The organism is Vibrio sp. 1078-1 (genome assembly GCF_033340475.1).
In genome coordinates this window covers 1-26,537 of sequence record NZ_JAWOWM010000007.1, presented here as the reverse complement: position 1 = coordinate 26,537, position 26,537 = coordinate 1, and the positions used below count along the sequence as shown (strand labels likewise).

The 26,537-nt window shown below is 44.3% G+C and carries 25 protein-coding genes; 7 read left to right on the top strand and 18 right to left on the bottom strand.

The genetic code is table 11. The features are described from left to right. The first annotated feature begins 213 nt into the window (after positions 1–213). Entirely contained in the window at positions 214–1,656 is a 1,443-nt protein-coding gene (gene pyk, locus R7190_RS14635) for a pyruvate kinase (RefSeq protein WP_005372972.1), read from the top strand. Between the two features lie 108 nt (positions 1,657–1,764). Here the strand turns inward: pyk and R7190_RS14630 are convergent, their stop codons facing one another. After that, on the bottom strand, positions 1,765–2,916 hold the full coding sequence (locus R7190_RS14630; RefSeq protein ID WP_005372971.1) for a patatin family protein: 1,152 nt from the start codon (positions 2,914–2,916) through the stop codon (positions 1,765–1,767). Between the two features lie 44 nt (positions 2,917–2,960). Further along, complete coding sequence (locus R7190_RS14625; RefSeq protein ID WP_005372970.1) at positions 2,961–3,053, bottom strand: YnhF family membrane protein; 93 nt, start codon at positions 3,051–3,053, stop codon at positions 2,961–2,963. Between the two features lie 127 nt (positions 3,054–3,180). On the opposite strand from R7190_RS14625, the gene R7190_RS14620 reads away from it, so the two are divergent. The 3 genes from R7190_RS14620 to R7190_RS14610 all read left to right on the top strand — a co-directional run bounded on the left by R7190_RS14620 (position 3,181) and on the right by R7190_RS14610 (position 5,899). After that, positions 3,181–3,771 (top strand): outer membrane protein, encoded by a 591-nt coding sequence (locus tag R7190_RS14620; protein WP_005372968.1) that lies wholly within the window; start codon positions 3,181–3,183, stop codon positions 3,769–3,771. A 569-nt stretch (positions 3,772–4,340) separates the two neighbouring features. After that, positions 4,341–5,807, top strand: a complete 1,467-nt coding sequence (locus R7190_RS14615; RefSeq protein ID WP_005372966.1) for a sodium-dependent transporter — start codon at positions 4,341–4,343, stop codon at positions 5,805–5,807. Continuing rightward, the gene (locus R7190_RS14610; RefSeq protein WP_005372963.1) at positions 5,804–5,899 is read left to right on the top strand and encodes a MetS family NSS transporter small subunit; all 96 of its coding nucleotides are present in this window, start codon (positions 5,804–5,806) and stop codon (positions 5,897–5,899) included. Before R7190_RS14615 ends, R7190_RS14610 begins: the two co-directional genes overlap by 4 nt. A gap of 68 nt (positions 5,900–5,967) precedes the next feature. Here the strand turns inward: R7190_RS14610 and R7190_RS14605 are convergent, their stop codons facing one another. The 15 genes from R7190_RS14605 to yceD all read right to left on the bottom strand — a co-directional run bounded on the left by R7190_RS14605 (position 5,968) and on the right by yceD (position 19,116). Continuing rightward, on the bottom strand, positions 5,968–6,369 hold the full coding sequence (locus tag R7190_RS14605) for a hypothetical protein (protein WP_005372960.1): 402 nt from the start codon (positions 6,367–6,369) through the stop codon (positions 5,968–5,970). Positions 6,370–6,581: 212 nt separating this feature from the next. Next, a complete protein-coding gene (ptsG, locus tag R7190_RS14600; protein WP_005372959.1) occupies positions 6,582–8,012 on the bottom strand; it encodes a PTS glucose transporter subunit IIBC in 1,431 nt (476 codons plus the stop codon). A 444-nt stretch (positions 8,013–8,456) separates the two neighbouring features. After that, on the bottom strand, positions 8,457–9,224 hold the full coding sequence (locus tag R7190_RS14595) for a TatD family hydrolase (RefSeq protein WP_005372957.1): 768 nt from the start codon (positions 9,222–9,224) through the stop codon (positions 8,457–8,459). Beyond that, a complete protein-coding gene (locus tag R7190_RS14590) occupies positions 9,215–10,177 on the bottom strand; it encodes a DNA polymerase III subunit delta' (protein WP_033905742.1) in 963 nt (320 codons plus the stop codon). Before R7190_RS14590 ends, R7190_RS14595 begins: the two co-directional genes overlap by 10 nt. A 24-nt stretch (positions 10,178–10,201) precedes the next feature. Further along, complete coding sequence (tmk, locus tag R7190_RS14585) at positions 10,202–10,834, bottom strand: dTMP kinase (protein ID WP_005387350.1); 633 nt, start codon at positions 10,832–10,834, stop codon at positions 10,202–10,204. Further along, positions 10,831–11,847, bottom strand: a complete 1,017-nt coding sequence (mltG, locus tag R7190_RS14580) for an endolytic transglycosylase MltG (RefSeq protein WP_005372950.1) — start codon at positions 11,845–11,847, stop codon at positions 10,831–10,833. The genes tmk and mltG overlap by 4 nt, the downstream gene beginning before the upstream one ends. Next, a complete protein-coding gene (pabC, locus tag R7190_RS14575) occupies positions 11,844–12,659 on the bottom strand; it encodes an aminodeoxychorismate lyase (protein WP_065274708.1) in 816 nt (271 codons plus the stop codon). Before pabC ends, mltG begins: the two co-directional genes overlap by 4 nt. A gap of 107 nt (positions 12,660–12,766) precedes the next feature. After that, positions 12,767–14,017: a beta-ketoacyl-ACP synthase II gene (gene fabF, locus R7190_RS14570; protein WP_005372948.1), complete on the bottom strand. Its 1,251-nt coding sequence runs from the start codon at positions 14,015–14,017 to the stop codon at positions 12,767–12,769. Positions 14,018–14,110: 93 nt separating this feature from the next. Next, positions 14,111–14,344: an acyl carrier protein gene (acpP, locus tag R7190_RS14565; RefSeq protein WP_004406112.1), complete on the bottom strand. Its 234-nt coding sequence runs from the start codon at positions 14,342–14,344 to the stop codon at positions 14,111–14,113. Positions 14,345–14,590: 246 nt separating this feature from the next. After that, positions 14,591–15,325: a 3-oxoacyl-ACP reductase FabG gene (fabG, locus tag R7190_RS14560; RefSeq protein WP_031781117.1), complete on the bottom strand. Its 735-nt coding sequence runs from the start codon at positions 15,323–15,325 to the stop codon at positions 14,591–14,593. A 45-nt stretch (positions 15,326–15,370) separates the two neighbouring features. After that, positions 15,371–16,294 carry an ACP S-malonyltransferase gene (gene fabD, locus R7190_RS14555; RefSeq protein ID WP_005387313.1) on the bottom strand — a complete coding sequence of 308 codons (924 nt, stop codon included), beginning with the start codon at positions 16,292–16,294 and terminating at the stop codon, positions 15,371–15,373. 75 nt (positions 16,295–16,369) lie between these two features. Next, on the bottom strand, positions 16,370–17,320 hold the full coding sequence (locus tag R7190_RS14550; protein WP_017821385.1) for a beta-ketoacyl-ACP synthase III: 951 nt from the start codon (positions 17,318–17,320) through the stop codon (positions 16,370–16,372). A gap of 5 nt (positions 17,321–17,325) precedes the next feature. After that, entirely contained in the window at positions 17,326–18,351 is a 1,026-nt protein-coding gene (gene plsX / locus R7190_RS14545; protein ID WP_017633846.1) for a phosphate acyltransferase PlsX, read from the bottom strand. A 10-nt stretch (positions 18,352–18,361) separates the two neighbouring features. Next, positions 18,362–18,532, bottom strand: coding sequence for a 50S ribosomal protein L32 (gene rpmF / locus R7190_RS14540; RefSeq protein WP_005396978.1), 171 nt, complete (start codon positions 18,530–18,532; stop codon positions 18,362–18,364). A gap of 59 nt (positions 18,533–18,591) precedes the next feature. Further along, positions 18,592–19,116 (bottom strand): 23S rRNA accumulation protein YceD, encoded by a 525-nt coding sequence (gene yceD / locus R7190_RS14535; RefSeq protein ID WP_005387307.1) that lies wholly within the window; start codon positions 19,114–19,116, stop codon positions 18,592–18,594. A gap of 149 nt (positions 19,117–19,265) precedes the next feature. Here yceD and R7190_RS14530 point away from each other — a divergent pair, with 149 nt between their 5' ends. Further along, positions 19,266–19,847 carry a Maf family protein gene (locus R7190_RS14530; protein ID WP_017821384.1) on the top strand — a complete coding sequence of 194 codons (582 nt, stop codon included), beginning with the start codon at positions 19,266–19,268 and terminating at the stop codon, positions 19,845–19,847. 58 nt (positions 19,848–19,905) lie between these two features. Here R7190_RS14530 and rluC read toward each other — a convergent pair whose 3' ends face one another. Next, on the bottom strand, positions 19,906–20,850 hold the full coding sequence (gene rluC / locus R7190_RS14525) for a 23S rRNA pseudouridine(955/2504/2580) synthase RluC (protein ID WP_021033985.1): 945 nt from the start codon (positions 20,848–20,850) through the stop codon (positions 19,906–19,908). 639 nt (positions 20,851–21,489) lie between these two features. On the opposite strand from rluC, the gene rne reads away from it, so the two are divergent. Then, positions 21,490–24,564: a ribonuclease E gene (rne, locus tag R7190_RS14520; RefSeq protein WP_042523100.1), complete on the top strand. Its 3,075-nt coding sequence runs from the start codon at positions 21,490–21,492 to the stop codon at positions 24,562–24,564. Positions 24,565–24,896: 332 nt separating this feature from the next. Further along, positions 24,897–26,456 (top strand): SulP family inorganic anion transporter, encoded by a 1,560-nt coding sequence (locus tag R7190_RS14515; RefSeq protein WP_005380840.1) that lies wholly within the window; start codon positions 24,897–24,899, stop codon positions 26,454–26,456. Positions 26,457–26,537: the final 81 nt, after the last annotated feature.

Below are 26,537 nucleotides of genomic sequence, written 5' to 3'. Positions count from 1 at the left end.
GCCTTTAAAGCAGCGTATTTTTATCAATAAGGCCATTGCCTGTCGAATATCTGTCTGTTTTACCGGGGTTACTCTTAATGTAAACATTCTGTGCATATACTTATATTCAAGTAGCTTTAAGGTGTGGGCTAAGCGAGGCTAACCTTGAGAGCGATTGCGTAAAGTAAGGATAGAGTTCAAGTTACCTGTACACACACATTCATCGGAGAATCTATGACTTCCAAATTAAGACGAACAAAAATTGTCACTACGCTGGGTCCTTCAACGGATAAGGACAATATACTTGAGGAGATCATCAAAGCCGGTGCAAACGTTGTCCGTATGAATTTTTCACATGGAACCAGTGAAGACCACATTCAACGTGCGAACAAAGTCCGTACCATTGCAGCAAGACTTGGGCGTCAGGTTGCAATTCTTGGTGACTTACAAGGCCCTAAAATCCGCGTATCAACGTTTAAAGACGGCCAAGTCATTTTGAATGTGGGCGATAAATTCACATTAGATAGTGATTTACCAAAAGGTGAAGGCAATCAAGAATCTGTAGGGTTAGATTATAAAGAACTACCGCAAGATGTTTCACCAAATGACATTTTATTACTCGATGATGGACGCGTTCAGCTGCAAGTTACCAAAGTAGAGGGTAATAAAGTTCATACCCGTGTGATTGTCGGTGGTCCACTGTCCAACAATAAAGGGATCAACAAAAAAGGCGGCGGATTGTCAGCCGATGCGCTCACAGAGAAAGATAAAGCCGACATTCTTACCGCCGCAGCAATTCAAGTAGACTACCTTGCTATTTCATTCCCGCGTAACGGCGAAGACATGCATTACGCTCGACGCTTAGCCAGAGATGCAGGCCTTGAAGCCATGTTAGTGGCTAAAGTCGAACGAGCAGAAACCGTCGCGACCAATGAGTCTATTGACGACATTATTCTCGCATCCGATGTGGTGATGGTTGCACGTGGTGACCTTGGTGTAGAAATCGGTGACCCTGAGCTCATAGGTGTCCAGAAAAAACTGATTCGCCGCGCACGCAGTTTAAACCGTATCGTGATTACTGCGACACAAATGATGGAGTCCATGATTACTAGCCCAATGCCAACGCGTGCTGAAGTGATGGATGTGGCCAATGCGGTTCTAGACGGCACTGACGCGGTGATGCTTTCTGGAGAGACCGCTGCAGGTAAATATCCTGTAGAAACGGTCAAATCCATGGCCGAAGTATGTGTGGGGGCAGAAAAAATGTCGGAGGCAAGTCTATCAACCTATCGCTTAGATAGAACCTTCGAAACCGCTGAAGAAACCATCGCAATGGCAACCATGTACTCTGCGAATCACATGGAAGGAATTAAAGCGATGATCTCGTTAACTGAGTCCGGCAGGACTGCGTTGATGATGTCTCGCTTAAGCTCTGGCTTGCCAATATTTGCCTTATCACGGAATGAATCGACACTAAATCGAGCAGCATTATACCGAGGCGTGACACCTGTATATTTCGAGTCAAAAAGTGATGCGGGTTTACCAACGGCTCAAGCAGCGATTACTAGCCTTAAAGAGCAAGGGTTCTTGCACAAAGGTGATTTAGTCATTATTACTCAAGGCGATGTAATGGATGTTGTTGGCTCAACCAACTGCATGCGCATTCTACAAGCGTAGTCGTTATACCTAACCGGAGTTAACCACAAGAACCCGCAAATAAGGCTCCGAAAATGGAGCCTTATTTATATGCTTTGTATATTGCGCACATCGTGAACGTAAGAAGGTTTATGCACTCTCTCTACCATCAATTTCAACATCCAGCTGGTCATAGAGTTGAACTAGGTTAAACCCAGCTTGAAGCCCAAGTTGATAGTCATGCTCTAGTGACTCTTGGTCACTTAACAAAGAAGAAGAACGAAGTCCCTCTTTAGGCGCAACTTGTAAAATAAAAGTGTCGTCAGGTGGAGCAGATATAAAGGCCTGAGTGAGCTCAAATGTTTGATAATGAATCATCAGCATGTCGGCTAAACCTGAATCAAAATTCTCACCAATCAGATGACTTAAACGATACAAGTTATCGGCACCGAACAACCAACGGCCTCCATTTAACAGCATTTTCCCTGCAAGCTTCGATTGATGTGCTGCATTAATTTTTTGTTGGAAGAACGACGCCCAATCCAGCTTCCACTGATTCACTTTTTGCTGCCATGATTGCTGTACTGAGTTGATAGACTCCCGATACCATTCGACAGGCACATCCCCCACCTCACTTTGGGCTCTCGCTTCAATCTCTGAAAACGGCTCTGTGCGAATGACAATAATGTTGCGAGCATTCTGACGCCACGCTTCTTGAACAGGGATAGAGGCAGACACGCCGCCATCCACAAACTTATTGCCATTTACGTCGACAGGTCCGTGATATAACTTGGGAATCGCACATGTCGCTAGCATAGTGTTAAACCACGAGTCATCCAAGATTGGTAGATATTGATCTGATAGCGTCTCTATATTCGTTACCGCAGCAAACGCCCCTCGTTTTCCCAATGCACTGCGACCTAAATCAAGGTCAAGCTTGTATGGGAAATCTTGAATCCGTTCTAATGCCCACTCTAAACCTAAGTACTGCTGCTTTCGGATATAGCGAAACAGATTAAAAAATTCAGGAGACGTTGTCAGCTCGGTAATAAAAGCTTTGCCCATGCCATGTTGACGACACAAGTAAGAACATAAGTTAAGTGCTCCGGCAGAGGTGCCATAGAATTCATCGAAAGGATCGAAGTTGGAAAGTAAAAAGGCGTCTAAAACGCCAGCGGTAAAAATCCCTCTCTGCCCTCCACCTTGCGTGACTAAAGCAGTTTTACCATGCCTAAAGTGCTCATAAACTTTTACATCAAGCTCTGCATGGCTTTCTGTGATTATACCGCTGTTACGTATCATAGGCTCACGCCGTTTTGTTAAAACGTTTGGTAAAAGTGGTTATCTTAAGCTGTTGTAATAGCAATGATGCCAAATGACAAAAGCACTGCAAAAACAGTCACCACAATGATTAATGCGGATTTTAGATCGTGTTCCATAAACACCTCCTTAATATGTAACAAATTAATAACACCGGTGTGAAATATGTTCAAGATTTGCTTAATTTAGTCGCGCAATTTTGACTAACCCATCACAATTAGCTTAGTCATAATAAGGAGATAGGGCATGAACCAAAAACTCAGCTGGCTAGTAGGAATCATGATGATGAGTACTGCTATCAATGCACAAGCGAATATCATCGTTACACCATACATAGGCTATACAGGAGGCGGCCAAGTAGAGGATGAAAGTGGTAATACATACGATCTCGACCCCGCAGTGAATTACGCTCTTTCAGTCGAGACTCCCTTAGAAAAAGGAAGGATCGGATTGTTTTACTCCAATCAATCGACGGAACTTGAAAAGCTGTCCAACTCGGCAGATATCCATTATCTGCACTTCCAAAGCAGCATGTACTATCCTGTCGCAGAAAAATGGCAAACCTATATCGGTGTAGGTTTGGGCGCTTCTTACGCCGATGTGGATTGGGTAGACAAAAAATACGGATTTTCGGCTAGCGCTTTTGCAGGGCTGGAATATGAATTTTCAAAGAACTTTGCATTAACAGCCCAACTGAGATGGTTAGGAACGGTCGTTGATAACGATACATCTGGCGCCTGTACTCTACCTAATGACGGCTCAAACTGTATCATTAAGTTCGATACTGATTGGATGAACCAATTCCAATCAAATGTCGGTTTTAGTTTCCGCTTCTAATTTTTATGCATGTTCCTTTATAGGACTCGTCACAAAGAACGCTGAACGAGTCCTGCACAGAGCCGATAAAGGATATCGTCTAAACACCATTGTTTGGCAAAGTAACGAAGCATCATCTAGATAGGTGCACAAAAGATAGCCGTACGCCCTAATTAATCAAAATAGTCTTAAACACCAAAGCAATTATTAGATCCCAGTCATTTATTCCAGACAAACAACCACACACCCACATAAAACCACAATCAAACTCAAATTTAACAAGATTAAAACCAGACAACGCATCTGAATTAACATTTAGATTCTATTGCGCTAAGTATTATTAGAAGTTAGTCTGATCAGTGAAAACAGATAAATATTTCAGTTTTATCAAACACACATCAAAATTTTAAGATTAATAATCTACTTTCTCTTACAGTAGCCAGAATATAGCTCTATAAAATTATAAGAAGTTAGAATTAAGGATAGAAAAGCTGATGGATAACAGCGGTCCTTTCTTCCAACTATTTGCGCAATTATTACTGTGTTACGTAGAGAGCTTCATTCCTCAGGGAGTCTTATAGGAGTCAAATATGAAGCGAGAACAATGGGGATCCCGGGCGGGATTCATCTTAGCAGCAGTTGGGTCTGCTATCGGTTTGGGAAACATTTGGCGTTTCCCATACATGGCCTATGAAAACGGTGGCGGCGCATTTTTTATTCCTTACATTTTTGCCATGATCACTGCCGGTATTCCATTTATGATCCTTGAGTTCAGTATGGGACAAAAATACCGAGGCTCGGCACCAAAAACACTTGCGAAAATTCATTCTAAATTTGAATGGCTTGGCTGGTTCCAAGTTGGTGTGGCTGCAGTTATTGCCGTTTACTATGTGGCTGTTATCGGTTGGTCGATTTCTTACTTTGGGTTGTCGTTCACTCAAGGTTGGGGAACCGATACCAACGCATTTTTCTTTAGTGAATACCTAAAGCTAGGTGACAACTCACCAACAGACTTAGGCAGTATTCAATGGAAGATTGCTTTATCCATGGTAATTGCTTGGGCAATTACTTACACCGCCATTGCCAAAGGCGTGAAATCAGGAATTGAACGAGCATCTAAAATTATGATGCCAATCCTATTCTTGATGGTGATTTTCTTAATCGGACGTATGATTTTCTTGCCAGGAGCTCTAGATGGCGTGAACTACATGTTCGAACCCGATTTCAGCAAAATTTGGGATGTGAAAGTATGGGCAGCGGCATATGGTCAGATCTTCTTTACGCTAAGTATCGGCTTCGCCATCATGCTAGCTTACTCTAGCTACCTACCAGAAAAGTCAGACATAACGAATAACGCGTTTATGACCGTGTTGATCAACTGTGGCTTCTCGATCCTAGCCGGCATCATGATCTTCTCAGTATTGGGTTACATGGCTCAAGAGCAAGGTAAGCCGTTAACAGAGGTGGTATCTGCAGGCGTTGGCTTGGCTTTTGTTACTTTACCTGCGGCAATTAACCTACTACCTGCCCCATATATTCTTGGTCCACTGTTCTTCTTTGCACTGGTGGTTGCTGGTCTAAGTTCGCATATTTCAATTATGGAAGCCGTAACTTCAGCCATTATCGACAAGCTGAAGTGGAGCCGTAAAAAAGCTGCAAATGTTGTGATTGGTATTGGCTTCGTTGTCTCTATGGCGTTTGCTACCAATGGCGGTCTGCTGCTACTCGATCTAGTAGACCACTTTGCAAACAACGTTGGCATCATGGTTGGTGGTCTGGTTGAGATTGTCTTGATGGCGTGGCTATTGAAGCGCGTGCCAGAAGTACGTAATTACGTTAACGAGCGCTCTGATTTCTCTGTTGGTCAATGGTTCGAGATCTGCTTACGCTTCGTTACACCAATCATGCTCGCCATTATCTTAGCGACCAAGCTATACGCCCTAATTACTGAAGGCTACGGTGGCTATGATCTAACTTTAGGCTGGGCACTTATCGCCGCACTCTTTATCTTTGGTCTAGTGATCAACGCAGTGAACCGCAAGGAGACAGCAAAATGACAATCAGCGCAATTATTATGATGGTTATTGGTTTAGGTATCACTTGGGGCGGCGCTGCCGTTTGCATCAAGCGAGCCATGGATAAACAATAGAACGTTAAGTTCCACATAAAAAACGCCGGTAGTTACCGGCGTTTTTTTATACATACATTAGTTCAATTCTAGAAACTGTACTTGATGCCAACGGCGCCGCCAAGTTGCAAGTCAGCACCTTTGTAAAGATCTAGCTCTGGGTGTATTTGACCATAAAGGTCCCAGCCGCGTGATAAATCCCAGTTCACACCAAGTGGTACTCTCACACCAAACTCGTCATCCCATTCATACCAGCCACCAACGCCGACATACCAAGTCACAGGCATGTTTTGATCGAATGTTCCACGCTTAGCGATGTAATCAAACGCCATACCATCGTTTCCGATAATGCCACGATATTTGTTATCTAACTCTACAACAACACTTAATTGTTGATCGACAGCCATACCAACTGATAGATCCGTTGGCTCGCTTGCCGCCATTGCCGTACTAGAAACTAGTCCCAAAACTAAAATGAATTTGTTCTTCATACACGTTATCAATTATTCAAAAAAACATTATTCGCTATTCAAACATAATGGCATATCAATATGTCAACGATGGGTAAGCTCGATGTATGAAAAAGCTGACAAAAGTAAAGATGAGTTTAGGATCACACTAAAAAGGAACTGTCAGTTAATAAAATAGGAACTAAAAAAGGAGGCCGAAGCCTCCTTTTATGCATTACTATGAATGACTGCGATTAACCGTGGTTACGAATCCACTCATCCATTTCAGTTTTTAGGTTATCAGACTTAGTACCGAAGATAGCCTGTACACCACCAGCTACAACTACAACACCAGCAGCGCCTAGTTGTTTTAGCTTGTCTTGGTCAACAGCTGCTGTATCTGCAACTGCTACACGTAGACGTGTGATACATGCATCTAGACCAGTAATGTTAGCTTTACCGCCAAACGCTGCAACCAGTTCACCGCCCATATCAGAGCCAGAAGTTACAGCTGCACTTTCCGTTTCATCTTCACGGCCAGGTGTTTTTAGGTCAAGCGCTGTGATTACACCACGGAACACTACGTAGTAAATTACTGCGTAAACTAGACCAACGGCAATCATTAGCACCATCTTCTGAGCGTTACCAGATAGAACTAGGAAGTCGATCAGACCGTGAGAGAAAGAAGTACCGTGTACAAAGCCTAGAGTGTTCGAAACGATGTATGCAGAACCAGCTAGTAGAGCGTGGATACCGTATAGTAGTGGAGCAACGAATAGGAATGAGAATTCGATTGGCTCAGTAATACCAGTTAGGAATGAAGTCAGTGCAGCTGACGCCATGATACCCATTACTTTTGCACGGTTTTCTGGTTTAGCACAATGAGCAATTGCGATTGCTGCAGCTGGTAGACCGAACATCTTGAACATGTAACCACCCGCTAGCTGACCGAAGCCATTACCAGCAGCACGAGATGCTTCATCAGCAACTAGGTAACAAGTTAGTACACCATTTTGAGCTTCACCGGCAGCGTTAACACAAGAACCTGCTTCGAAGAAGAACGGTACGTTCCATACGTGGTGTAGACCGAATGGGATTAGAGAACGCTCAACAACACCGTAGATACCGAATGCTAGCTGTGGGTTTTGGTGTGCAGCCCAATCAGAGAATGCAGAAATTGCACCGCCAATTGGTGGCCAGATAACAGAAAGGATAACACCTAGGATGATCGCAGCAAAACCAGTGATGATTGGCACTGCGCGCTTACCAGCGAAGAAGCCAAGGTACTCTGGAAGTTGGATTTTGAAGAAACGGTTGAATGCCCAAGCAGCCACACCACCGACAAGGATACCACCTAGTACACCTGTATCGATTTTCTCAACACCCATAACGCCCGCCATTACACCTAGCGTTGCCGTCATGATGCCGTAACCAACGATAGCTGCAAGACCTGCAACACCGTCGTTGTTAGTGAAGCCTAGAGCTACACCTACTGCAAATAGAAGTGCCATTTGGCCGAATACTGAACCACCAGCTTGTTCCATAAGATTAGAAACGATCTCTGGAATAAAGCTTAGATGGGCAGCACCCACACCTAATAAAATACCTGCAACTGGTAAAACTGATACTGGAAGCATCAGAGCCTTACCAACTTTTTGCAGGTTAGCAAAAAGGTTCTTAAACATGTTTATGCTCCTGATAAATTTATAAGTATTATTTGGGCACTAACGGCACACCCCCGTAGCCTAAAGGTTAGCACCCAATGAAAATGTAACCACAACTGCATTATATTTTCCGGCTCTAAATATATATTGATGACCCTCAAACTTTCCACACAGTTACGAAATTTAGTTTCAAAACAAGTCTTGGATCACACCCAAAAACAGCCGATGAAAAGGTTTGCATTGCACTTATATTACTGTTTTATAAAGAATTAATTATTTATATAATTAATTTTAAGGCGTAAATAAAATACGCCTCAATGTTATTTTTAGTAACAAAATTACATTTGTGATTTTTGAATGTTATTAAATCAACATTTTTAGTAAACATTAAACTCGTGAGCGTATCTGTTGTTTTTATCAACAAAAAAGGAGCCTAAGCTCCTTTTTTATGCTCTTATTATTTTTTCATCGCAAAAAAAGATTTCGGAAGTTTTCGGTGGTTTTTTGTGCCACTTCAGAAAGAGAGCACGATTTGAGTTGCGCAATATAAGAAGCGACTTCGACAACGTAAGCGGGTTGATTCTCTTTGCCACGATGAGGGACAGGAGCCAAGTAAGGAGAATCTGTCTCAATAAGAAGCTTCTCTAAAGGTAGAGTCTTCACCACTTCTTTTAACTCTGTAGCTTGACGGAAAGTAACAATCCCCGAGATAGAAATATAAAACCCCAGCTCCAGTGCAGCTTCAGCAAATGGAAGATCTTCTGTAAAACAATGGATAACACCACCACATTTCTCTGCCCCACCCTTACGCAAAATATCTAGAGTATCCGCACGTGCGTTTCTGGTATGGATAATTAAAGGTTTGTTGAGCTCCACTGCAAGATCAACGTGTTGCTCAAAGCGCTCTTTCTGTAACGCGGCCGTTTCGGGCTTGTAATGATAATCTAAACCCGTTTCGCCAATAGCGACGACTTTTGCATTCGACGCATGGTGGCGCAATACGTCCATCGAAAAGTCGCTTTCAACATCAAGTGGGTGCACACCGCACGAAGCATAAACATTGTCATAAGGCTCGATCATTTCCATCATTTTCGGGAAAGAATCCAGCGTTACTCCAACAGAAAGTAGCTCAGTTACGTTTGCTTGTTTAGCTTTGTTAATAACGTCTTCCACATTGATGTGGAGATCGTCGTAATTCAATTTGTCTAAATGACAATGAGAATCTACGAACATAATGCCTCTCGTGATTCAATTAACCAATTCATTGATAGTAGCTCAAGGTTCAGGCCAGGAAAGGCTTGCACCTGAGCTTTCAGGTTCATCAGCGCCTTCGCTGATGAGTACAAACCGTTATAGTTGTCCGGTTGAAACTTTGTCGCGCCCGGAAGCATTTGAGCTTCTGATACACCAAACTGCGCTTTCTGAGCATCTGTCAGTAAATACCATGCCCAGTCTAGTGATTGCTCTGAGTGTTTAGCGATTAAAGAAGCACACTCAGAAACGTCTGAAACAGGCGAAGACATTGCCTTAATAAAACTGCGTTCAAAAGCCAAGTAAGCTTCGAGCTCACCATTATTTAACGCATCCAATGTTTTTATTGGAGAGCCCATATTCAGTTTTAAGGCATAAGCAGGAACTTGCTTCGCCCCTTGTTCGTGCATCCATTGCATCGCTTGTTCCGCTGACGGAGGCGCAACAACCCAGTGTTGGCAACGGCTACGAATCGTTGGGAGCAGACGCTCCTGATTGTGGGTAACGAGCAAAAACAAGCACTTTGCCCCAGGCTCTTCTAGCGTCTTTAACAGCGCATTCGATGCCGACTCGTTCATAGAGTCCGCCGGTTCTATTACAAATAGGCGGTAACCATTAAGCTGAGATGATTCCTGAGCAAGACGGTTACAAGCGCGAATTTGGTCCACCGTTATCGCCTTTCCTTCTTTCTCTGGCTTGATCCAGTGTAAATCAGGGTGGTTTTGAGATTGATTTAGCTGGCAGCTATGACAAAAACCGCATGCTTCACTCGCGTAATTTTGGCAAAGAAGCGCTTGGCTAAAAAACTCGATAAGTTTTTCGATGCCTAAGCCCTGATCGCTTTGTAATAAAAGCGCACCTGGTATTCTGTCCGACTCTAACCCTACTTTGAGGTTATCCCATATTGGCTGTAGCCATGGATAATCATTTAACATGAGTCACCTAAATTTACATTTCACTTATTGACGAGCTAGCCACTCGTTTAGAGCGTCCCGAATATCACGCGACACGCCTTCAATCGTCTGTTCTGCGTTAATGATAACGATGGAAGGATCGGCATGAGCAATCTCCAAATAACGCTCACGTGTACGCTCGAAGAAACTAATATCCATCTTCTCTATACGATCTAACTCACCACGCCCACGCGCACGCTCAAGCCCAACACGAGGGTCAATGTCCATATAGAGAGTAAGAGCAGGTTTAAAATCACCAAGCGTTGTATCCCGGAGATTTTTCATTAACGATGCGTCAATCTGACGGCCACCACCTTGATAAGCTTGCGACGACATATCGTGTCGGTCACCAACCACCCACTGACCGTTTTCCAAAGCTGGTTTGATCACGTTCTCAACCAACTGAACACGTGCAGCGTACAGAAGAAGCAACTCCGTCATGTCCTTAAGTTCTTCGCCTTCGTGCTCTTCTTTCACCAGAGCGCGCATTTTTTCTGCTAGCGGTGTGCCTCCTGGCTCACGGGTATTTACGATATCCTCAATACCGGCCGCTTTTAGCGTATCTAAAACGGTTTTAATCGCAGTGCTTTTACCCGCGCCTTCTAGGCCTTCAACGACAATAAAGTTTGCTTTCATCATTTGTTCTTTCTTAGTTCTCTTAAATAGGCACGAACAGCACGGTTGTGCTCAGCAAGGGATTTCGAGAATACATGTCCGCCCTTTCCACTTGCTACAAAATATAAATAGTTGCTGCTTTCTGGATTCAAAGCCGCTTCAATGGAAGCTTCACCAGCCATCGCAATCGGTGTTGGTGGCAAACCATTGATGGTATAGGTGTTATATGGTGTCGGCGTACGCAAATCTTTCTTACGAATGTTGCCATCGTAGGCGTCACCCATACCATAAATAACTGTCGGATCAGTTTGTAACCGCATACGTTTGTTCAATCGGTTGATAAACACAGAAGCGACGCGCTCACGCTCAGAATCAATAGCCGTCTCTTTCTCGATGATAGACGCGAGAATCAAGGCTTCATATTTATCCTGTAATGGCAGCTTTTCTTGACGAGCTTCCCAGCTAGCGTCGAGTATTTTATTGAGTTTTCGATGCGCTCGTTTTAATAACTGGCTTTCACTCGCACCCGCTGTGTAATGGTAGGTTTCTGCTAAAAACAACCCTTCTAGCTTTTCTCTCTCAATTCCGAGCTTCGCAGCCATTTCTTTTTCTGAAAGATCGGTTAAATCATGCTTTAAATAAGGAGCACTTTTTAGTTGATCTACCCATTCAGAAAAGCGGCTGCCTTCAACAAAAGTGATCGCAAACTGGTATTCTTTTCCAGTATTCAGATGCTCCAATGTTTGCGAAAGTGACATACCAGGCTCAAGTTGGTAAGTACCCGCTCGCACTTGCAACAATTCTGGATATAAGTGAGGAATTAAACGGATGTACTCCGATGTTTCAATCACCTCATCTTCAACTAAGGCGCGCATGACATGATGAAAGCTTGTACCACTTTCTACAGTAAACAGCTGAGGTTGTTCCAATAGAATAGGCTTTTCAACGTATTGTTTAGCCTGTGAAATTATATAAAAAACAGCTGCTGCGCCTATCACTGCGATCAGCACAACAAAAGCCAACAGTTTTTTAATCACGTAGTTAAATTCCCTTGCAGTCGTTGAGTCAATTTTCCTATCGGAAATATAGTCTTAGAGTTCGATGTCACTATGCTGCGAATAGGTGCGACACCTAATATTGAGTTACACATGAAAGCCTCGTCAGCACTCAGCAAATCTGGAAGTATAAAACGCCCCTCGATGACTTCAATATGACTTACTTTAAGTAACTCAAGCACCTTACGACGCATTACGCCCGTAACGCCTGATAAGGTCAGCTCCGGCGTAAATACTTTATTACCTTTAACCCAAAAAAGGTTGGCCATTGTAGTTTCAATGACATGGTTTTGCACATTTAACGTTATTGCATCTGCAAACTCTGTATTGTCGATTTCAGCCTTGGCGAGAATCTGCTCTAAACGGTTATTGTGCTTATGTCCCGCAAGTAAAGGTTGAATCCCTAGACGAGTATTACAAACGCCCAAGTCCACACCTTGTTCTTGCCAAGATGAATAATGAGAAGGAAACGCAAAATTGGAAATCGTCACGATAGGGCTTTCAATCCCATTAGGGCTATACCCTCGCCCGCCAATACCGCGGCTAACGTGAATCTTCACCCCCGCTCGTGCGTCAGATAAAACCGCTTTGCTTGCCCAATCATGCACAACTTTCCAGTCAGGTGAAGAGATCTTCAAAGCGTCAAGGCAAGCACTCATGCGCTCAGTATGTTCCTGCCAGTAAACCAACTCTCCATTTTGGGTCAGGATGGTGGTAAAGCCTCCATCACCGTATTGGAATGAGCGATCACCTAGCTCTACATGCGTTTGCGGAACTCCATTTACCCAAAACATTCACGTACCTTCAAATTAGCAGACAACAAATAAAACAAAACGGCTCAATGCTAAGCATCGAGCCGTTAGAATACAAGTTTCGCTTATCTAAATTAGGTTAGATAGTGTTACTCAGCGAACTTCTTGAAGATCAAAGAACCGTTTGTACCACCAAAGCCAAACGAGTTACAGATAGCGTACTCCATACCTTCAACTTTGCGCGCTGTATGCGGCACAAGGTCGATGTCTAGACCTTCTTCTGGATCATCAAGGTTAATGGTTGGCGGAACAATTTGGTCAACCAAAGACATAACCGTGATAATTGCTTCAACAGAGCCAGCAGCACCTAATAGGTGACCCGTCATCGACTTAGTTGAAGACACAAGAACTTGCTTCGCACCTTCTTCACCAAGAGCACGTTTCACGCCTTTGATTTCTGCAACATCACCAGCTGGAGTAGAAGTACCGTGAGCATTCACATAACCTACTTGAGTACCTGTGATGTTAGCGTCACGCATCGCCGCTTCCATCGCAAGTGCACCACCAGAGCCGTCTTCGCTTGGAGATGTCATGTGGTAAGCATCACCAGACATACCAAAACCAACCAGTTCTGCGTAAATCTTCGCGCCACGTGCTTTTGCGTGTTCGTACTCTTCAAGCACCATCATGCCAGCACCATCACCTAGAACAAAACCATCACGGCCTTTATCCCATGGGCGAGACGCTTTTTGAGGCTCTTCATTACGAGTAGATAGCGCTTTAGCTGCACCAAAGCCAGCCATGCCAAGAGGCGTAGAAGCTTTTTCTGCACCACCAGCAACCATCGCATCTGCATCGCCGTAGGCAATCATACGTGCTGCATGGCCGATATTATGCAGGCCAGTAGTACATGCGGTAGAAATCGCGATATTTGGACCACGAAGACCACGCATGATAGATAGGTTACCTGCAACCATGTTTACAATGGTCGAAGGAACAAAAAATGGGCTAACTTTGCGAGGGCCTTTGTCTACTAATGCAGTATGGCCAGTTTCGATAAGGTCAAGACCGCCAATGCCTGAGCCGATAGCAACACCAACTCGAGCCGCATTTTCTTCGGTAATTTGTAAGCCAGAGTTATCAAGAGCTTGAATACCCGCTGCAATGCCGTACTGGATGAAAAGGTCCATCTTACGAGCATCTTTTTTAGACATGTACTCTGTGCAATCGAAATCTTTAACAAGACCTGCAAAACGAGTTGAGAAGTTCGTAGTATCAAAGTGCTCGATATTTACGATACCACTTTGACCTTCTAGCAGGGCTTTCCAAGATGATTCTACTGTGTTGCCTACCGGTGACAACATACCCATGCCAGTGACAACTACACGACGCTTGGACACGATATAATTCTCCGGGAATTGAATATTTCTATGAGAGGATAGAAGAAGTTAGAAAGAACACAGGCGGTCTAGGAGACCGCCTGGGAGAGCTAATTACTGAGCGCTGTTTACGTAGTCGATTGCAGCTTGAACAGTAGTGATCTTCTCAGCTTCTTCGTCAGGAATCTCAGTGTCGAATTCCTCTTCTAGAGCCATAACTAGTTCTACAGTGTCTAGAGAATCAGCACCTAGATCGTCAACGAAAGAAGCTTCGTTTTTAACTTCTGCTTCGTCTACACCTAGCTGTTCAACAATGATTTTCTTTACGCGTTCTTCGATGTTGCTCATTTTTCTTTTCCTTTACAGATTTCGCCTAATGCGATGATTCCGTAGTTTATTCGAACTATTGAAAGTTGCAAGGGGGTCCTTGCTGGTCAAACCACAAAATTAGCGAATTTAACCGAATTTCAATACATTTTTGACTTAAATCATGCACAAATCTTGCGCATAAGCATGACAAGTTCATGACAGTTAACTGCAACTATAGGCTATTTTTCACAATGTAAAATAGCTTATTTTGCATAAACTGTCGCATTAAACCATGTACATGCCACCATTTACATGCAAAGTTTCACCAGTAATGTACGCTGCTTCAGGAGAAGCAAGGAAAACTACTGCTGATGCAATTTCACGTGGGTCACCTAAACGACCTGCTGGCACGTTCGACAAAGTTGCCGCACGTTGGTCATCATTTAGCGCCTTAGTCATGTCAGTTTCGATGAAACCAGGAGCAACAGTGTTCACTGTTACACCACGAGACGCAACTTCACGAGCCATTGATTTAGTAAAACCAATCACGCCCGCTTTCGCTGCTGCGTAGTTAGTTTGACCAGCATTACCCATGGTACCAACAACAGAGCCTACGTTGATGATACGACCCGCACGTTTTTTCATCATACCGCGTAAAACCGCTTTAGACATGCGGTAGATAGGCGTTAGGTTGGTATCGATGATGTCGTTCCACTCATCATCTTTCATGCGCATCAATAGGTTGTCACGAGTAATACCAGCGTTATTCACCAGAATATCGATCACACCAAATTCTTCGTTGATCGTTTTTAATGTCGCTTCGATAGACTCGACATCAGTCACGTTAAGCGCTAAGCCTTTACCGTTATCACCAAGATACTCGCTGATAGCAGCCGCACCACTTTCAGAAGTAGCAGTACCGATAACCGTAGCACCTCGCTCGACAAGAAGTTCCGCGATCGCGCGGCCAATACCACGGCTTGCGCCGGTAACTAGCGCGATCTTACCTTCTAGATTCATCATGTTGTGTTTCCTTTTCTTATCGCAAATTTATCGCTTGATGGATTACTTCGCAGCGTCTAGCGATGCGATATCATTCACTGCTGCTGCAGTTAGCGTTTTCACGATACGTTTTGTTAGACCTGTTAAAACTTTACCAGGGCCAAGCTCAAGAAGATTTTCTACGCCTTGTTCGTGCATCAGTTCAACTGTTTCAGTCCAACGAACTGGGCTATGTAGCTGACGAACAAGCGCATCTTTGATTTTTGCAGGATCTGTCTCAGCAACCACATCAACGTTGTTGATAACTGGCAGCTGTGGTGAGTTAAATTCGATAGACTCAAGAGCTACAGCAAGTTTTTCCGCTGCTGGCTTCATAAGTGCACAGTGTGAAGGTACTGAAACAGGAAGAGGAAGCGCACGCTTCGCACCAGCTTCTTTACATAGCGCACCAGCTCGCTCTACTGCGTCTTTGCTACCAGCGATAACGACTTGGCCAGGCGAGTTAAAGTTTACTGGAGAGACCACTTCGCCTTGCGCTGCGTCTTCACACGCTTTTGCAATCGCATCATCAGCCAAACCGATAATCGCGTACATTGCGCCAGTACCAGCTGGTACTGCTTCTTGCATAAGTTGACCACGTAATTCAACCAGCTTGATGGCTTCTTTAAAGTCAATAACACCCGCACATACAAGTGCTGAGTACTCACCTAGGCTGTGACCAGCTAGGTTGGCTGGTTGCTCTAAGCCAAGTTCCTGCCATACACGCCAGATTGCAACAGATGAAGCTAGCAAAGCTGGTTGAGTACGGAAAGTCTCGTTTAAATCTTCTGCAGGTCCATTTTGAACAAGCGCCCATAGATCGTAACCTAGTGCGTCAGATGCTTCTGCAAATGTTTGTTTTACTACGTCATATTGTTCGCCTAGTTCTGCAAGCATACCTACAGCTTGAGAACCTTGACCTGGAAATACGATAGCAAACTTGCTCATGTTGTTTTCCTTTAAGCAAAGTAAAAAGAAATAAGATGCACCAAGTGCACCTTAAATTTTGAATTCTTGTGAAACTTAGAACTTCACAAGGGCCGAGCCCCAAGTGAATCCGCCGCCAAACGCTTCAAGAAGCAGAGTTTGACCGCGTTTAATACGACCATCACGTACCGCTTCATCTAGTGCTGTTGGCACAGTAGCAGCTGATGTGTTGCCGTGTTTATCAAGTGTAATCACGACTTGGTCTAGTGACATCGAAAGTTTCTTCGCTGTCGCTGAAATAATGCGGTAGTTCGCTTGGTGCGGCACTAGCCAGTCTAGTTCAGACTTATGCATGTTGTTGGCTTCAAGCGTATCTTTTACTAGTTTCGATAGCTGAGTGACAGCGACTTTGAATACTTCGTTCCCAGCCATATGAAGCCATTTATCCGCATCTTGCCCCCGCACAGGTACAGGTAGGCTTAGAAGCTCTCCGAATTGACCATCCGAGTATATGTGGGTAGAGATAATGCCAGGCTCTTGGCTAGCGCCTACGACAACGGCTCCGGCACCATCACCAAATAGGATGATGGTTGAACGGTCTGTCGGATCACACGTTTTAGACAAAGCATCTGAACCAATCACAAGTACGTTTTTGCACATACCAGATTTGATATGTTGGTCTGCAACAGATAATGCGTACACAAAACCAGAACAAGCAGCGGCTAAGTCAAAAGCTGGACAACCTTTAATGCCAAGCTTTGCCTGCACCTGACACGCAGATGAAGGGAAAGTATGGCTACTGCTCGTTGTGGCTACGATAATCAGGTCGATATCGTTTTTATCAATACCCGCCATATCGATAGCGTTTTCAGCTGCGTAGAATGCCATGTCTGCTACAGTTTCGTTTTCTGCAGCAATTCGACGCTCTTTAATACCCGTGCGAGCAACGATCCACTCATCACTTGTATCTACCATTTTCTCTAGATCTGCGTTTGTACGCACCTGAGATGGCAGGTAGCTGCCAGTACCTAAAATTTTGCTATACATGAAGACTAATAATGCCTCTCGAGTAAAACCGCTTCCAAACGATCGCTAATACGGCTTGGTACTTGTCGTTTGACCTCGTGTACTGCCTCGCCAAGTGCATTGACAATCGCAGATACATCCGCACTTCCATGGCTTTTTATGACAATGCCGCGCAATCCTAGCAAACTTGCGCCGTTATACTGGTCGGGGTTCAGTGTTTTTAGTTCATTAAACAGCCTAGAAAACAACTTTCTAGCTATCCAACCCTTTATCGTTGATGCCATTATGCTGGTTTTAATTTTTTCGATAAAAAGTTGAGCTGTTCCCTCACTGGCTTTTAAGCATACGTTGCCGACAAATCCATCACAAACAATGACGTCAGCAACATCATGCAAAATTTGATTACCTTCAATATAACCGACAAAGTTAATCGCATCGGTCTGAGAAAGCATTTCTGCGCAACGTTTGACTAAATCGTTACCTTTAATCTCTTCTGCGCCAATATTGAGTACAGCAACGCGAGGAGGACGACCCAAGTGTTCTTCAGCTAATGCACTGCCCATTACAGCAAATTGGAACAAGCTATCAGCATCGCACGATACATTCGCCCCCAGATCCAGCATCCAAGTACGCTTTCCGGTAATCGTCGGTAAAGCGGAAACTAAAGCAGGACGTTCAATGCCAGGAAGTAACTTAAGAATGAAACGCGATAGTGCCATTAATGCACCGGTGTTGCCACCACTAACACAAGCATCCGCTTTCTGCTCAGAAACCAAATCGATAGCCATACGCATAGAACTATTTTGGCTATTACGTAACGCCAATGAAGGTTTTTCTGAGTTCGAGATAACTTTCTCGCTGTGAAGAATAGTCAAGCGGGAACTGGTCGAGGTACCGAGTTGAGATAATTGAGACGTGATCAGAGATTGATCACCAATAAGAATCACTTTTAGCTCTGGGAAATGAGACAGTGCCTGCACGGCGGCAGGCACTGTTACGCGTGGACCGAAATCCCCGCCCATTGCATCAAGTGCAACGGTAATACTTTGCAAAGGTTCAACCTTACTTGTTGATAACCTTTTGACCACGGTAGTAACCTTCAGCAGTTACGTTGTGGCGTAGGTGAGTTTCACCAGAAGTCGCGTCTACAGATAGAGCAGCTGTAGTTAGCGCATCGTGTGAACGACGCATACCGCGCTTAGAACGAGTTTTACGGTTTTTCTGTACGGCCATTGACCCTACTCCTATACTATTGGGTTAAAAACCTGAAGAAGAATCGGCTACCACACCTATTACTTTTTCAGACTTTTCAAAACGTCGAATGGATTCGGTTTTTCTTCCTCAATTTCTTCAGGAATCTCACCAAAAACCATGTTATTTGAATCAACGCTACAATCCGCTTCATCGTGCATCGCAATTTGAGGTAATGCTAAGATGAACTCGTCTTCAACAAGTTGTATGAGGTCTAATTCACCATATTCATTTAGATCTACCAAATCATAAATTTCTGGTGCTTCCTGTTCTGTTTTCTCACCGTAGTAAGGAGTAGAAAGGAATTCAACTTCGCACTCATGTGCGAATACCTCATTACAACGCTGACACTCTAAATCGACTTCGATGTTAGCTTTACCAGAGATAACAACGAGTCGCTGTTCATCCATCCCAAATGACAATGAGACTTCTGCGTCGCGTTTTACGCCTTCAGTTGTTTCCACTAAGCGCTTGAAAAGACTAGCTTGGATGATGCCATCGTAATCCAATCGTTTCTGTGCAGCTTTAGCTGGGTCAACCGTTCGCGGTATTTTTACCTTTTGCATAGGGCGCGAATATTATCTTCCAAATCAAAATTAGTCAAAGAAAAAGGCAAAAAAGTTGTACTTTTTTACGCTTAACATACAGAGCATTAGCCAGAATCATTTTTGATCGATTATCCTATTGGAAATGCTCCCACGAATTGTAATTCAAAATGAAAAATTACCAACTGGTTTTAGCCTCAACTTCCCCTTTTCGTAAACAACTGCTTGAAAAGCTCTCACTACCATTCGTTTGTTTACCACCTGATTGCGATGAAACACCTTTTGACCAAGAAACGCCAACTGAACTTGTGCAGAGACTGGCCCAAGAGAAAGCAATATCTTGCCAGACGGATAAAGCAAGTTTAGTTATCGGCAGTGACCAAGTTTGTGTCATTAATGGTGAAATCGTTGGCAAGCCTTTAAATAGAGATAACGCGATAAATCAACTTTTGGCTCAAAGTGGAAAAGTCATCACTTTCTATACTGGTCTTGCGGTACATAACACCGTGACAAACCATACAGAAGTCGGCTTTGATTCTTTCGAGGTGCACTTTAGAGATTTAACGCTTGAACAAATCGAACGCTACGTCGACAGGGAAGAACCTTTTTACTGCGCAGGCAGCTTTAAAAGCGAAGGCATGGGAATTTGCTTGTTTACGAAATTAGTCGGTAAAGACCCGAACACACTTGTCGGACTACCATTGATTGATTTGATTGATATGTTGAATGTTCAAGGACTCGATGTCCTTTAACCCAAATACGATAAAAGGGAGCCACGGGCTCCCTTTTGCATCCGCGAGGAAAACATGGTTACGCGTTTCTTAAACCCGCCAACACTTTTTCTAGTTTCGGTTCCATCGGTGCGTTGATTTCCATCCACTCATCATTTGATGGGTGTTGGAACTTGATGTTTGCCGCGTGTAGGAACAAACGATCTAAACCAACTTGACCTGTGTAAGCATCAAAGCGACGATCACCGTAGCGATCATCCCAAGCGATTGGGTGACCAGTGTATTGCGTATGAACTCGTATTTGGTGAGTTCGACCAGTAATCGGACTCGCCTGAATCAATGTAGCTTGTTCGAACTTTTCCAAAATCTTAAAACGCGTTTCTGACGGCTTACCATTAGGGTTAACACGAACAATACTGTTCACTTCGTTTTTGAGCAGTGGCGCGTTCACAACCTTACAACTGCTTTTCCATTGCCCCATGACAAGAGCTAAGTAAAACTTCTTTACTGTCTTTTCACGAAACTGGGCTTGCAAGTGACGAAGTGCAGAACGCTTTTTAGCAACCAGCAAAATCCCTGAAGTATCACGGTCAATACGATGCACAAGTTCAAGAAAGCGAGCTTGAGGACGCAGAGCCCTAAGCGCTTCAATCGCACCAAACTTTAAACCACTGCCACCATGCACAGCGGTGCCAGATGGTTTGTTTAGAATCAACATATGGTCATCTTCGAAGATAATCATATTTTCCAACTCAGCGACTTTGTTAAGTTTCGTACTTGGTGCGACATCGTCATCTTTTTTCTCGACGGTCACCGGTGGAATACGAACGAGATCGCCTGCTTTTAACTTGTACTCTGCTTTTATACGCTTTTTATTTACGCGCACTTCGCCCTTACGCACAATTCGGTAAATCATGCTTTTAGGAATGTCTTTTAATTGGTTGCGCAAAAAATTATCAATGCGCTGACCCGCCATATCTTCGTCGATGTCGACGAACTGGACTTTTGTTCTTATTTCGTTCATGGGCGGTATTGTAAACTCAATTTCGTGCGACTTCACATTATTCTTGTCGTAAAAGAAACACTCGGTGGCACATACTGGTCTAAATTTCGCCAAGCTTTTGTTTAAATTATTAAAACTCTCAATCAAGTTCTCAATTTGTTTTCTGTCTTGAACAGTTTGCACATCTCAATTGCTTATGAAACAGCCAGTTATAAAATAGAAATTTTGAGTTTAGCGGCAAATTTTCTATCGTTTGCGTGAAAGCAGATTGCTGATAGCCACGCGCACTGCTATAGTTCACAGCTGCTAAGGAAGGTTTGGTTACATTTTATTCATTACCAATCATTTATCCTCAAGCAATGTGAGTAGATCGTTGAAGGTCGAGTGCAGCATTGGCGTGAGACACATCGAATTCAACACTCTTGCCACCCTACTCCTCGCATATTCACGTTGAGTACCTACCGCCCAAATAGCGGGTCACAAGTCTACGTTTCCAACAGAAACCACAAGAGGCTTGTGATGACTGAAGTGCCCGAGAGCATCCCCTTCCAGCCGGGAGGCTGCAAAATACAAGCCATGGGATCAGGCACCGTGAAAGAGCGAAAAAACAGTGGCAAGTCGACAAGAAAGATATAAAAGAAAAGACAACGAGAATTTTCAATGAAAAGAATGTTAATTAACGCAACTCAAAAAGAAGAGTTGCGTGTCGCTCTGGTTGATGGCCAGCGACTTTTCGATCTTGATATCGAGAGTCCAGGTCATGAATCTAAAAAAGCGAATATCTACAAAGGACGTATCACACGTATCGAACCAAGCTTAGAAGCCGCATTTGTTGATTACGGCGCCGAGCGTCACGGTTTCCTCCCTCTCAAAGAAATTGCCCGCGAATATTTCCCTGAAGGTTACACCTACCAAGGTCGTCCAAGCATCAAAGAAGTGCTAACGGAAGGCCAAGAAGTTATCGTTCAAGTGGAAAAAGAAGAACGTGGAAGCAAGGGCGCAGCTCTTACTACTTTCATTTCTCTTGCTGGTAGTTACCTTGTTCTGATGCCTAACAACCCTCGTGCTGGCGGTATTTCTCGTCGAATCGAAGGTGACGAGCGTACTCAACTAAAAGCCGCATTAAGTACTTTGGAACTGCCTCAGGGCATGGGCCTAATCGTACGTACTGCTGGCGTTGGCAAGAGTGCTGAAGAGCTTGAGTGGGATTTGAATGTACTACTTAACCACTGGGGTGCAATCAAAGGTGCAGCGGACTCTAACCCTGCTCCATTCTTAATCCACCAAGAAAGTAACGTTATCGTTCGTGCAATCCGTGACTATTTGCGTCGTGATATTGGCGAAATCTTAATTGATAGCAACACCATCTACGAACGTGCAAAAGAGCACATTCAATTGGTGCGCCCTGATTTCCTTAACCGCGTTAAGAAATATGAAGGCGAAGTTCCACTATTCAGCCACTACCAAATCGAAAGCCAAATTGAATCGGCTTTCCAACGTGAAGTGCGTCTGCCATCTGGTGGTTCTATTGTTATTGACCCGACTGAAGCACTAACGTCTATCGATATCAACTCTGCTCGTGCAACCAAGGGCGGCGATATTGAAGAAACAGCTCTAAACACGAACCTAGAAGCAGCCGACGAAATTGCTCGCCAATTACGTCTACGTGACTTGGGTGGCTTAGTGGTTATCGACTTTATCGATATGACCCCAGTTCGTCACCAACGAGAAGTAGAAAACCGTCTACGTGAAGCCGTTCGTCTTGATCGCGCTCGTGTACAAATCGGTCGTATTTCTCGCTTTGGTTTGTTGGAGATGTCACGCCAGCGCTTGAGCCCTTCTCTTGCAGAAGCAAGCCATCACATCTGTCCTCGCTGTAGCGGAACTGGTGTCGTTCGCGACAACGAATCTCTAGCACTTTCTGTACTTCGTTTAATTGAAGAGGAAGCGCTAAAAGACAACACAGCACAAGTACTTGCAGTCGTACCTGTGCCAATCGCCTCTTACTTACTGAACGAAAAACGTCGTTCAGTAAACCATATCGAACGCATTCAAGAAGTGAAAATTACGGTTGTTCCTAACTCTGATATGGAAACACCGCACTTTGAAGTTATCCGTGTTCGTGAAGGCGAAGAGTTCGATCTGATTTCTTACTTACTTCCTAAGAAACTGGAAGCAATGAAAGAAGCAGAAGGTAAAGAGCCAGCGGAAGTTGACGTAAAACCAAAACGAATTGAAGAGCCAGTTCTTAAAGGCTTTGCTGCTCCGTCTCAAACCGCACCTGCACCAGCAGCTAAACCAGCTCCTGAGGCGAAGAAGAAAGAACAAAACGTTGAACAAGAAGAGAAACCTGGATTGTTCAGCCGTCTGTTTAAAGCACTTGGTAGCTTCCTATTCGGTGGTTCTGAAGAAACAAAAGAAGAACAGAAACCTCAGGAAGAGAAAAAACCAAATCGCGATAATCGACGTAACAAACGTGATCGCAACGATCGTCGTCGCAATAACAACCAGCGTGATAATCGTGATAACCGCGACAATCGCGATAACCGACGTCGTCGTAAGCCTCGTGATGAGCAGGCTAATGAGCAAAACGAAGCTCAACAACAAACAAATAAACCGCAAAACCGTAACCAAAAGCGTAAACCTAAAGCTCAACAGGCAGATAAAGCCCAAGAGCAGAAAGCAAACGCAAAAGTAGCGGAAAAAGGTCTGCAGCTAGCAGCGGAAGCTCGTACTGAAACAAAACCAGAAGAGAGCAAACCGAAGCAGCAAAATGCGAAAGCAGAAAAAGTGAAAGAGCGCCGCCAACGTCGCAAATTGAACAAGTCTGTACGCGTTAAGGACCAAGAAGCTATTGAGAAGAAAGCCGAAGAAACAGCGGTTAAGACTCAAGAAACGGTTGAAGCTAAAGTTGAAAAGCCAACAGAAGCAGCGGTAGAGGCACAGCAAGACAACAAGCAAGCAGAATCTAAGCAACGTCGTAATCGTCGTTCGCCACGTCACCTGCGTGCAAGCGGCCAGCGTCGTCGCCGTGGCCGTGATCGCCGCCCTAACCCGTTCCGCCTACGTAAGGGAGGTGTCGCTTCTCCTGAAATGGCTATGGGTAAAGTAATGCCACGTTACATTCCGAAACCAGCACCTAAGAAGGAAGAGCGAGTTAAGGAAGAAGCTGTAGCAGCAGTACCTACAATCCAAGGTGGCTTTGCGTGTCCAGAAATGGCAATGGGTAAAGTGATTATTCGTCGCGAGCAACCTGTCGTAACAGATGCGCCAGTTGTTGAACACAAGGTTCAAGAAACCGTTGAAGCGAAAGTGGAAGCTCCAGTAGTAGAAGCACCTGTTGTTGAAACAGTAATCGCAGAAAAAGCTGAATCGGCAGTAGTAGAAACAGCATCGGTAGAGCCTATCGTTGAAACTCCTGTAACTGAACATGCTGAACCGGTTGATGCCATTGTAGAAACGGCACCTACTGAAGAGCCTATCGTTGAAGCAGCAAAAGAGATTGTAGCCGAAGCGCCAGTAGATAAACCAGAGCCTAAAGTCGAAGCCATTAAAGTTGCTGCTAAGCTAAACGCTAGCGCACCGATGACGAAAGCACCTGGCCCTCAAGAGCTACGCGAAATCACGGTTGCAGCAGCGCCGTTCAAAACCGAACGTTACCAAGCTAAAGGTGCAGGTAGCCAAGTGGCTAAAAACCGTGCATCGGCAGAGATGACAAAGCCTAACTTTAACTAGGCTAAATCATTACGTTCAACTGCTTAACGGCATAAATAAATTAAAGGCTACCATCTGGTAGCCTTTTTTATCTTCATATTTGCCCAATAAATTGTTCATATAAATACCAATTCGTGATCACATTTGTACGCCATTATTCGTATCATTCTTGAACTTAATCACACTTTTCGGTAGCATGCGCCGACTCAAGTTTTCGACACCATTCTGATGCTGCTCTTTTAATACTACGGTTTACACTGCAATGTTTGATTAAAAATCAACCTTCCAGTGGCTTGTGCAAATACGAATATGTGTCGGGTTTAACTCATTGCAAAGAGAACTTAAAAACAAACATGTTCGAATTTCCCCAATTTTCTAAGCACTCCGTAAAAAATGATGTGCTATCAGGCTTAACCGTTGCGCTAGCATTGGTTCCTGAAGCTGTCGCATTTGCGTTCGTCGCAGGCGTAGATCCGATGGTCGGTCTTTACGCTGCATTCATCGTTGGTCTTATTACTTCCATTTTCGGTGGTCGTCCTGGCATGATTTCTGGTGCAACAGGTGCCATGGCAGTCGTAATGGTTTCGCTTGTCGCGACTCACGGTGTCCAGTACCTATTCGCAGCCATCATGCTCGCTGGTATTCTTCAAATTGCCGCTGGTATGTTTAAATTGGGTAAGTTCATCCGTATCGTACCTCACCCTGTGATGATCGGTTTTGTGAACGGTCTGGCTATTGTTATCTTCCTAGCTCAGTTGGGTCAGTTTAAAGCGCCAGACATCAACGGCATGCTTACTTGGCTACCACAAGACCAGATGCTGCTAATGCTTGGTTTGGTTGCGCTGACTATGGCAATCATTCACTTTCTACCAAAAATCACAACAGCTGTACCCTCTTCACTTGTTGCGATCGTAACGGTGACGGCTTTAGTGGTTGGCTTGGATCTGGAAACTCGCACTGTTGTTGACTTCCTGCGTACAATGTCTGGTGATGAAGCTGCAACACTCGCAGGTTCACTACCAACCTTCTCTATTCCTGCGGTACCATTTACACTAGAGACACTACAAATCATTCTTCCATACGCGATCATTCTCGCGGCCATTGGTCTAATTGAATCTCTACTAACACTGACAGTTTTAGATGAGATGACGAATACTCGTGGTCAATCTAACCGCGAATGTATCGGTCAAGGTATGGCAAACATGACGTGTTCTGTGTTTGGCGCAATGGGTGGTTGTGCGATGATTGGTCAGTCGATGATCAACGTAAACTCAGGTGGTCGCGGCCGTCTATCTGGTATCGTTGCGGCTATCGCTCTATTGATGTTTATCTTATTCGCTTCTTCGCTAATTGAAATGATCCCACTCGCTGCTCTGGTTGGTGTGATGTTCATGGTTGTCATTGGTACATTCGAATGGGCAACATTTAAGCTAGCACGCCGCGTACCGAAGCAAGACTTCTTCGTTATTGTTCTTGTGACCGTTGTTACTGTTCTTACTGACCTTGCTGTTGCCGTAGCGGTTGGTGTTATCGTTTCTGCATTAATGTTTGCATGGCAACACGCTAAGCACATCTATGCCGACACGTGCTTAAACGAGGAAGGTTCAAAAGAGTACAAGATTCACGGCCCTATTTTCTTTGGCTCTGCGGCTAACTTCCTGGAGTTGTTTAACGCGCCTGAAGATCCAAAAGATGTGATTGTCGATTTTGCAGACTCTCGCGTGACAGATCACTCTGCAATTGAAGCCATTGAAACACTGGCTGAGCGTTACAATGCTCAAGGTAAAACGCTGCACCTTCGTCACCTAAGCCCAGATTGTCGTAAACTTTTGGACAAAGCTGGCAGCTTGGTTGAAATTAACGTGAAGGAAGACCCAAGCTACAAAGTCGCAACCGACATACTAGCGGGTTAACACGAGTAAATTACCACCTTCTAAAGAAGGTGGCTTTGTGTGAGCCCCCTAAAAGGGGGCCTTTGTTTAGTCCAGCGCCAA

What these genes read in the sequence shown, in the direction of transcription:
- pyk (WP_005372972.1), top strand. Translation starts at nt 214, where the DNA reads ATGACTTCCAAATTAAGACGAACAAAAATTGTCACTACGCTGGGTCCT.
- R7190_RS14630 (WP_005372971.1), bottom strand. Translation starts at nt 2,916, where the DNA reads ATGATACGTAACAGCGGTATAATCACAGAAAGCCATGCAGAGCTTGAT.
- R7190_RS14625 (WP_005372970.1), bottom strand. Translation starts at nt 3,053, where the DNA reads ATGGAACACGATCTAAAATCCGCATTAATCATTGTGGTGACTGTTTTT.
- R7190_RS14620 (WP_005372968.1), top strand. Translation starts at nt 3,181, where the DNA reads ATGAACCAAAAACTCAGCTGGCTAGTAGGAATCATGATGATGAGTACT.
- R7190_RS14615 (WP_005372966.1), top strand. Translation starts at nt 4,341, where the DNA reads ATGAAGCGAGAACAATGGGGATCCCGGGCGGGATTCATCTTAGCAGCA.
- R7190_RS14610 (WP_005372963.1), top strand. Translation starts at nt 5,804, where the DNA reads ATGACAATCAGCGCAATTATTATGATGGTTATTGGTTTAGGTATCACT.
- R7190_RS14605 (WP_005372960.1), bottom strand. Translation starts at nt 6,369, where the DNA reads ATGAAGAACAAATTCATTTTAGTTTTGGGACTAGTTTCTAGTACGGCA.
- ptsG (WP_005372959.1), bottom strand. Translation starts at nt 8,012, where the DNA reads ATGTTTAAGAACCTTTTTGCTAACCTGCAAAAAGTTGGTAAGGCTCTG.
- R7190_RS14595 (WP_005372957.1), bottom strand. Translation starts at nt 9,224, where the DNA reads ATGTTCGTAGATTCTCATTGTCATTTAGACAAATTGAATTACGACGAT.
- R7190_RS14590 (WP_033905742.1), bottom strand. Translation starts at nt 10,177, where the DNA reads ATGTTAAATGATTATCCATGGCTACAGCCAATATGGGATAACCTCAAA.
- tmk (WP_005387350.1), bottom strand. Translation starts at nt 10,834, where the DNA reads ATGATGAAAGCAAACTTTATTGTCGTTGAAGGCCTAGAAGGCGCGGGT.
- pabC (WP_065274708.1), bottom strand. Translation starts at nt 12,659, where the DNA reads ATGTTTTGGGTAAATGGAGTTCCGCAAACGCATGTAGAGCTAGGTGAT.
- acpP (WP_004406112.1), bottom strand. Translation starts at nt 14,344, where the DNA reads ATGAGCAACATCGAAGAACGCGTAAAGAAAATCATTGTTGAACAGCTA.
- fabG (WP_031781117.1), bottom strand. Translation starts at nt 15,325, where the DNA reads ATGAATCTAGAAGGTAAGATCGCGCTAGTTACCGGCGCAAGCCGTGGT.
- fabD (WP_005387313.1), bottom strand. Translation starts at nt 16,294, where the DNA reads ATGAGCAAGTTTGCTATCGTATTTCCAGGTCAAGGTTCTCAAGCTGTA.
- R7190_RS14550 (WP_017821385.1), bottom strand. Translation starts at nt 17,320, where the DNA reads ATGTATAGCAAAATTTTAGGTACTGGCAGCTACCTGCCATCTCAGGTG.
- rpmF (WP_005396978.1), bottom strand. Translation starts at nt 18,532, where the DNA reads ATGGCCGTACAGAAAAACCGTAAAACTCGTTCTAAGCGCGGTATGCGT.
- yceD (WP_005387307.1), bottom strand. Translation starts at nt 19,116, where the DNA reads ATGCAAAAGGTAAAAATACCGCGAACGGTTGACCCAGCTAAAGCTGCA.
- R7190_RS14530 (WP_017821384.1), top strand. Translation starts at nt 19,266, where the DNA reads ATGAAAAATTACCAACTGGTTTTAGCCTCAACTTCCCCTTTTCGTAAA.
- rluC (WP_021033985.1), bottom strand. Translation starts at nt 20,850, where the DNA reads ATGAACGAAATAAGAACAAAAGTCCAGTTCGTCGACATCGACGAAGAT.
- rne (WP_042523100.1), top strand. Translation starts at nt 21,490, where the DNA reads ATGAAAAGAATGTTAATTAACGCAACTCAAAAAGAAGAGTTGCGTGTC.
- R7190_RS14515 (WP_005380840.1), top strand. Translation starts at nt 24,897, where the DNA reads ATGTTCGAATTTCCCCAATTTTCTAAGCACTCCGTAAAAAATGATGTG.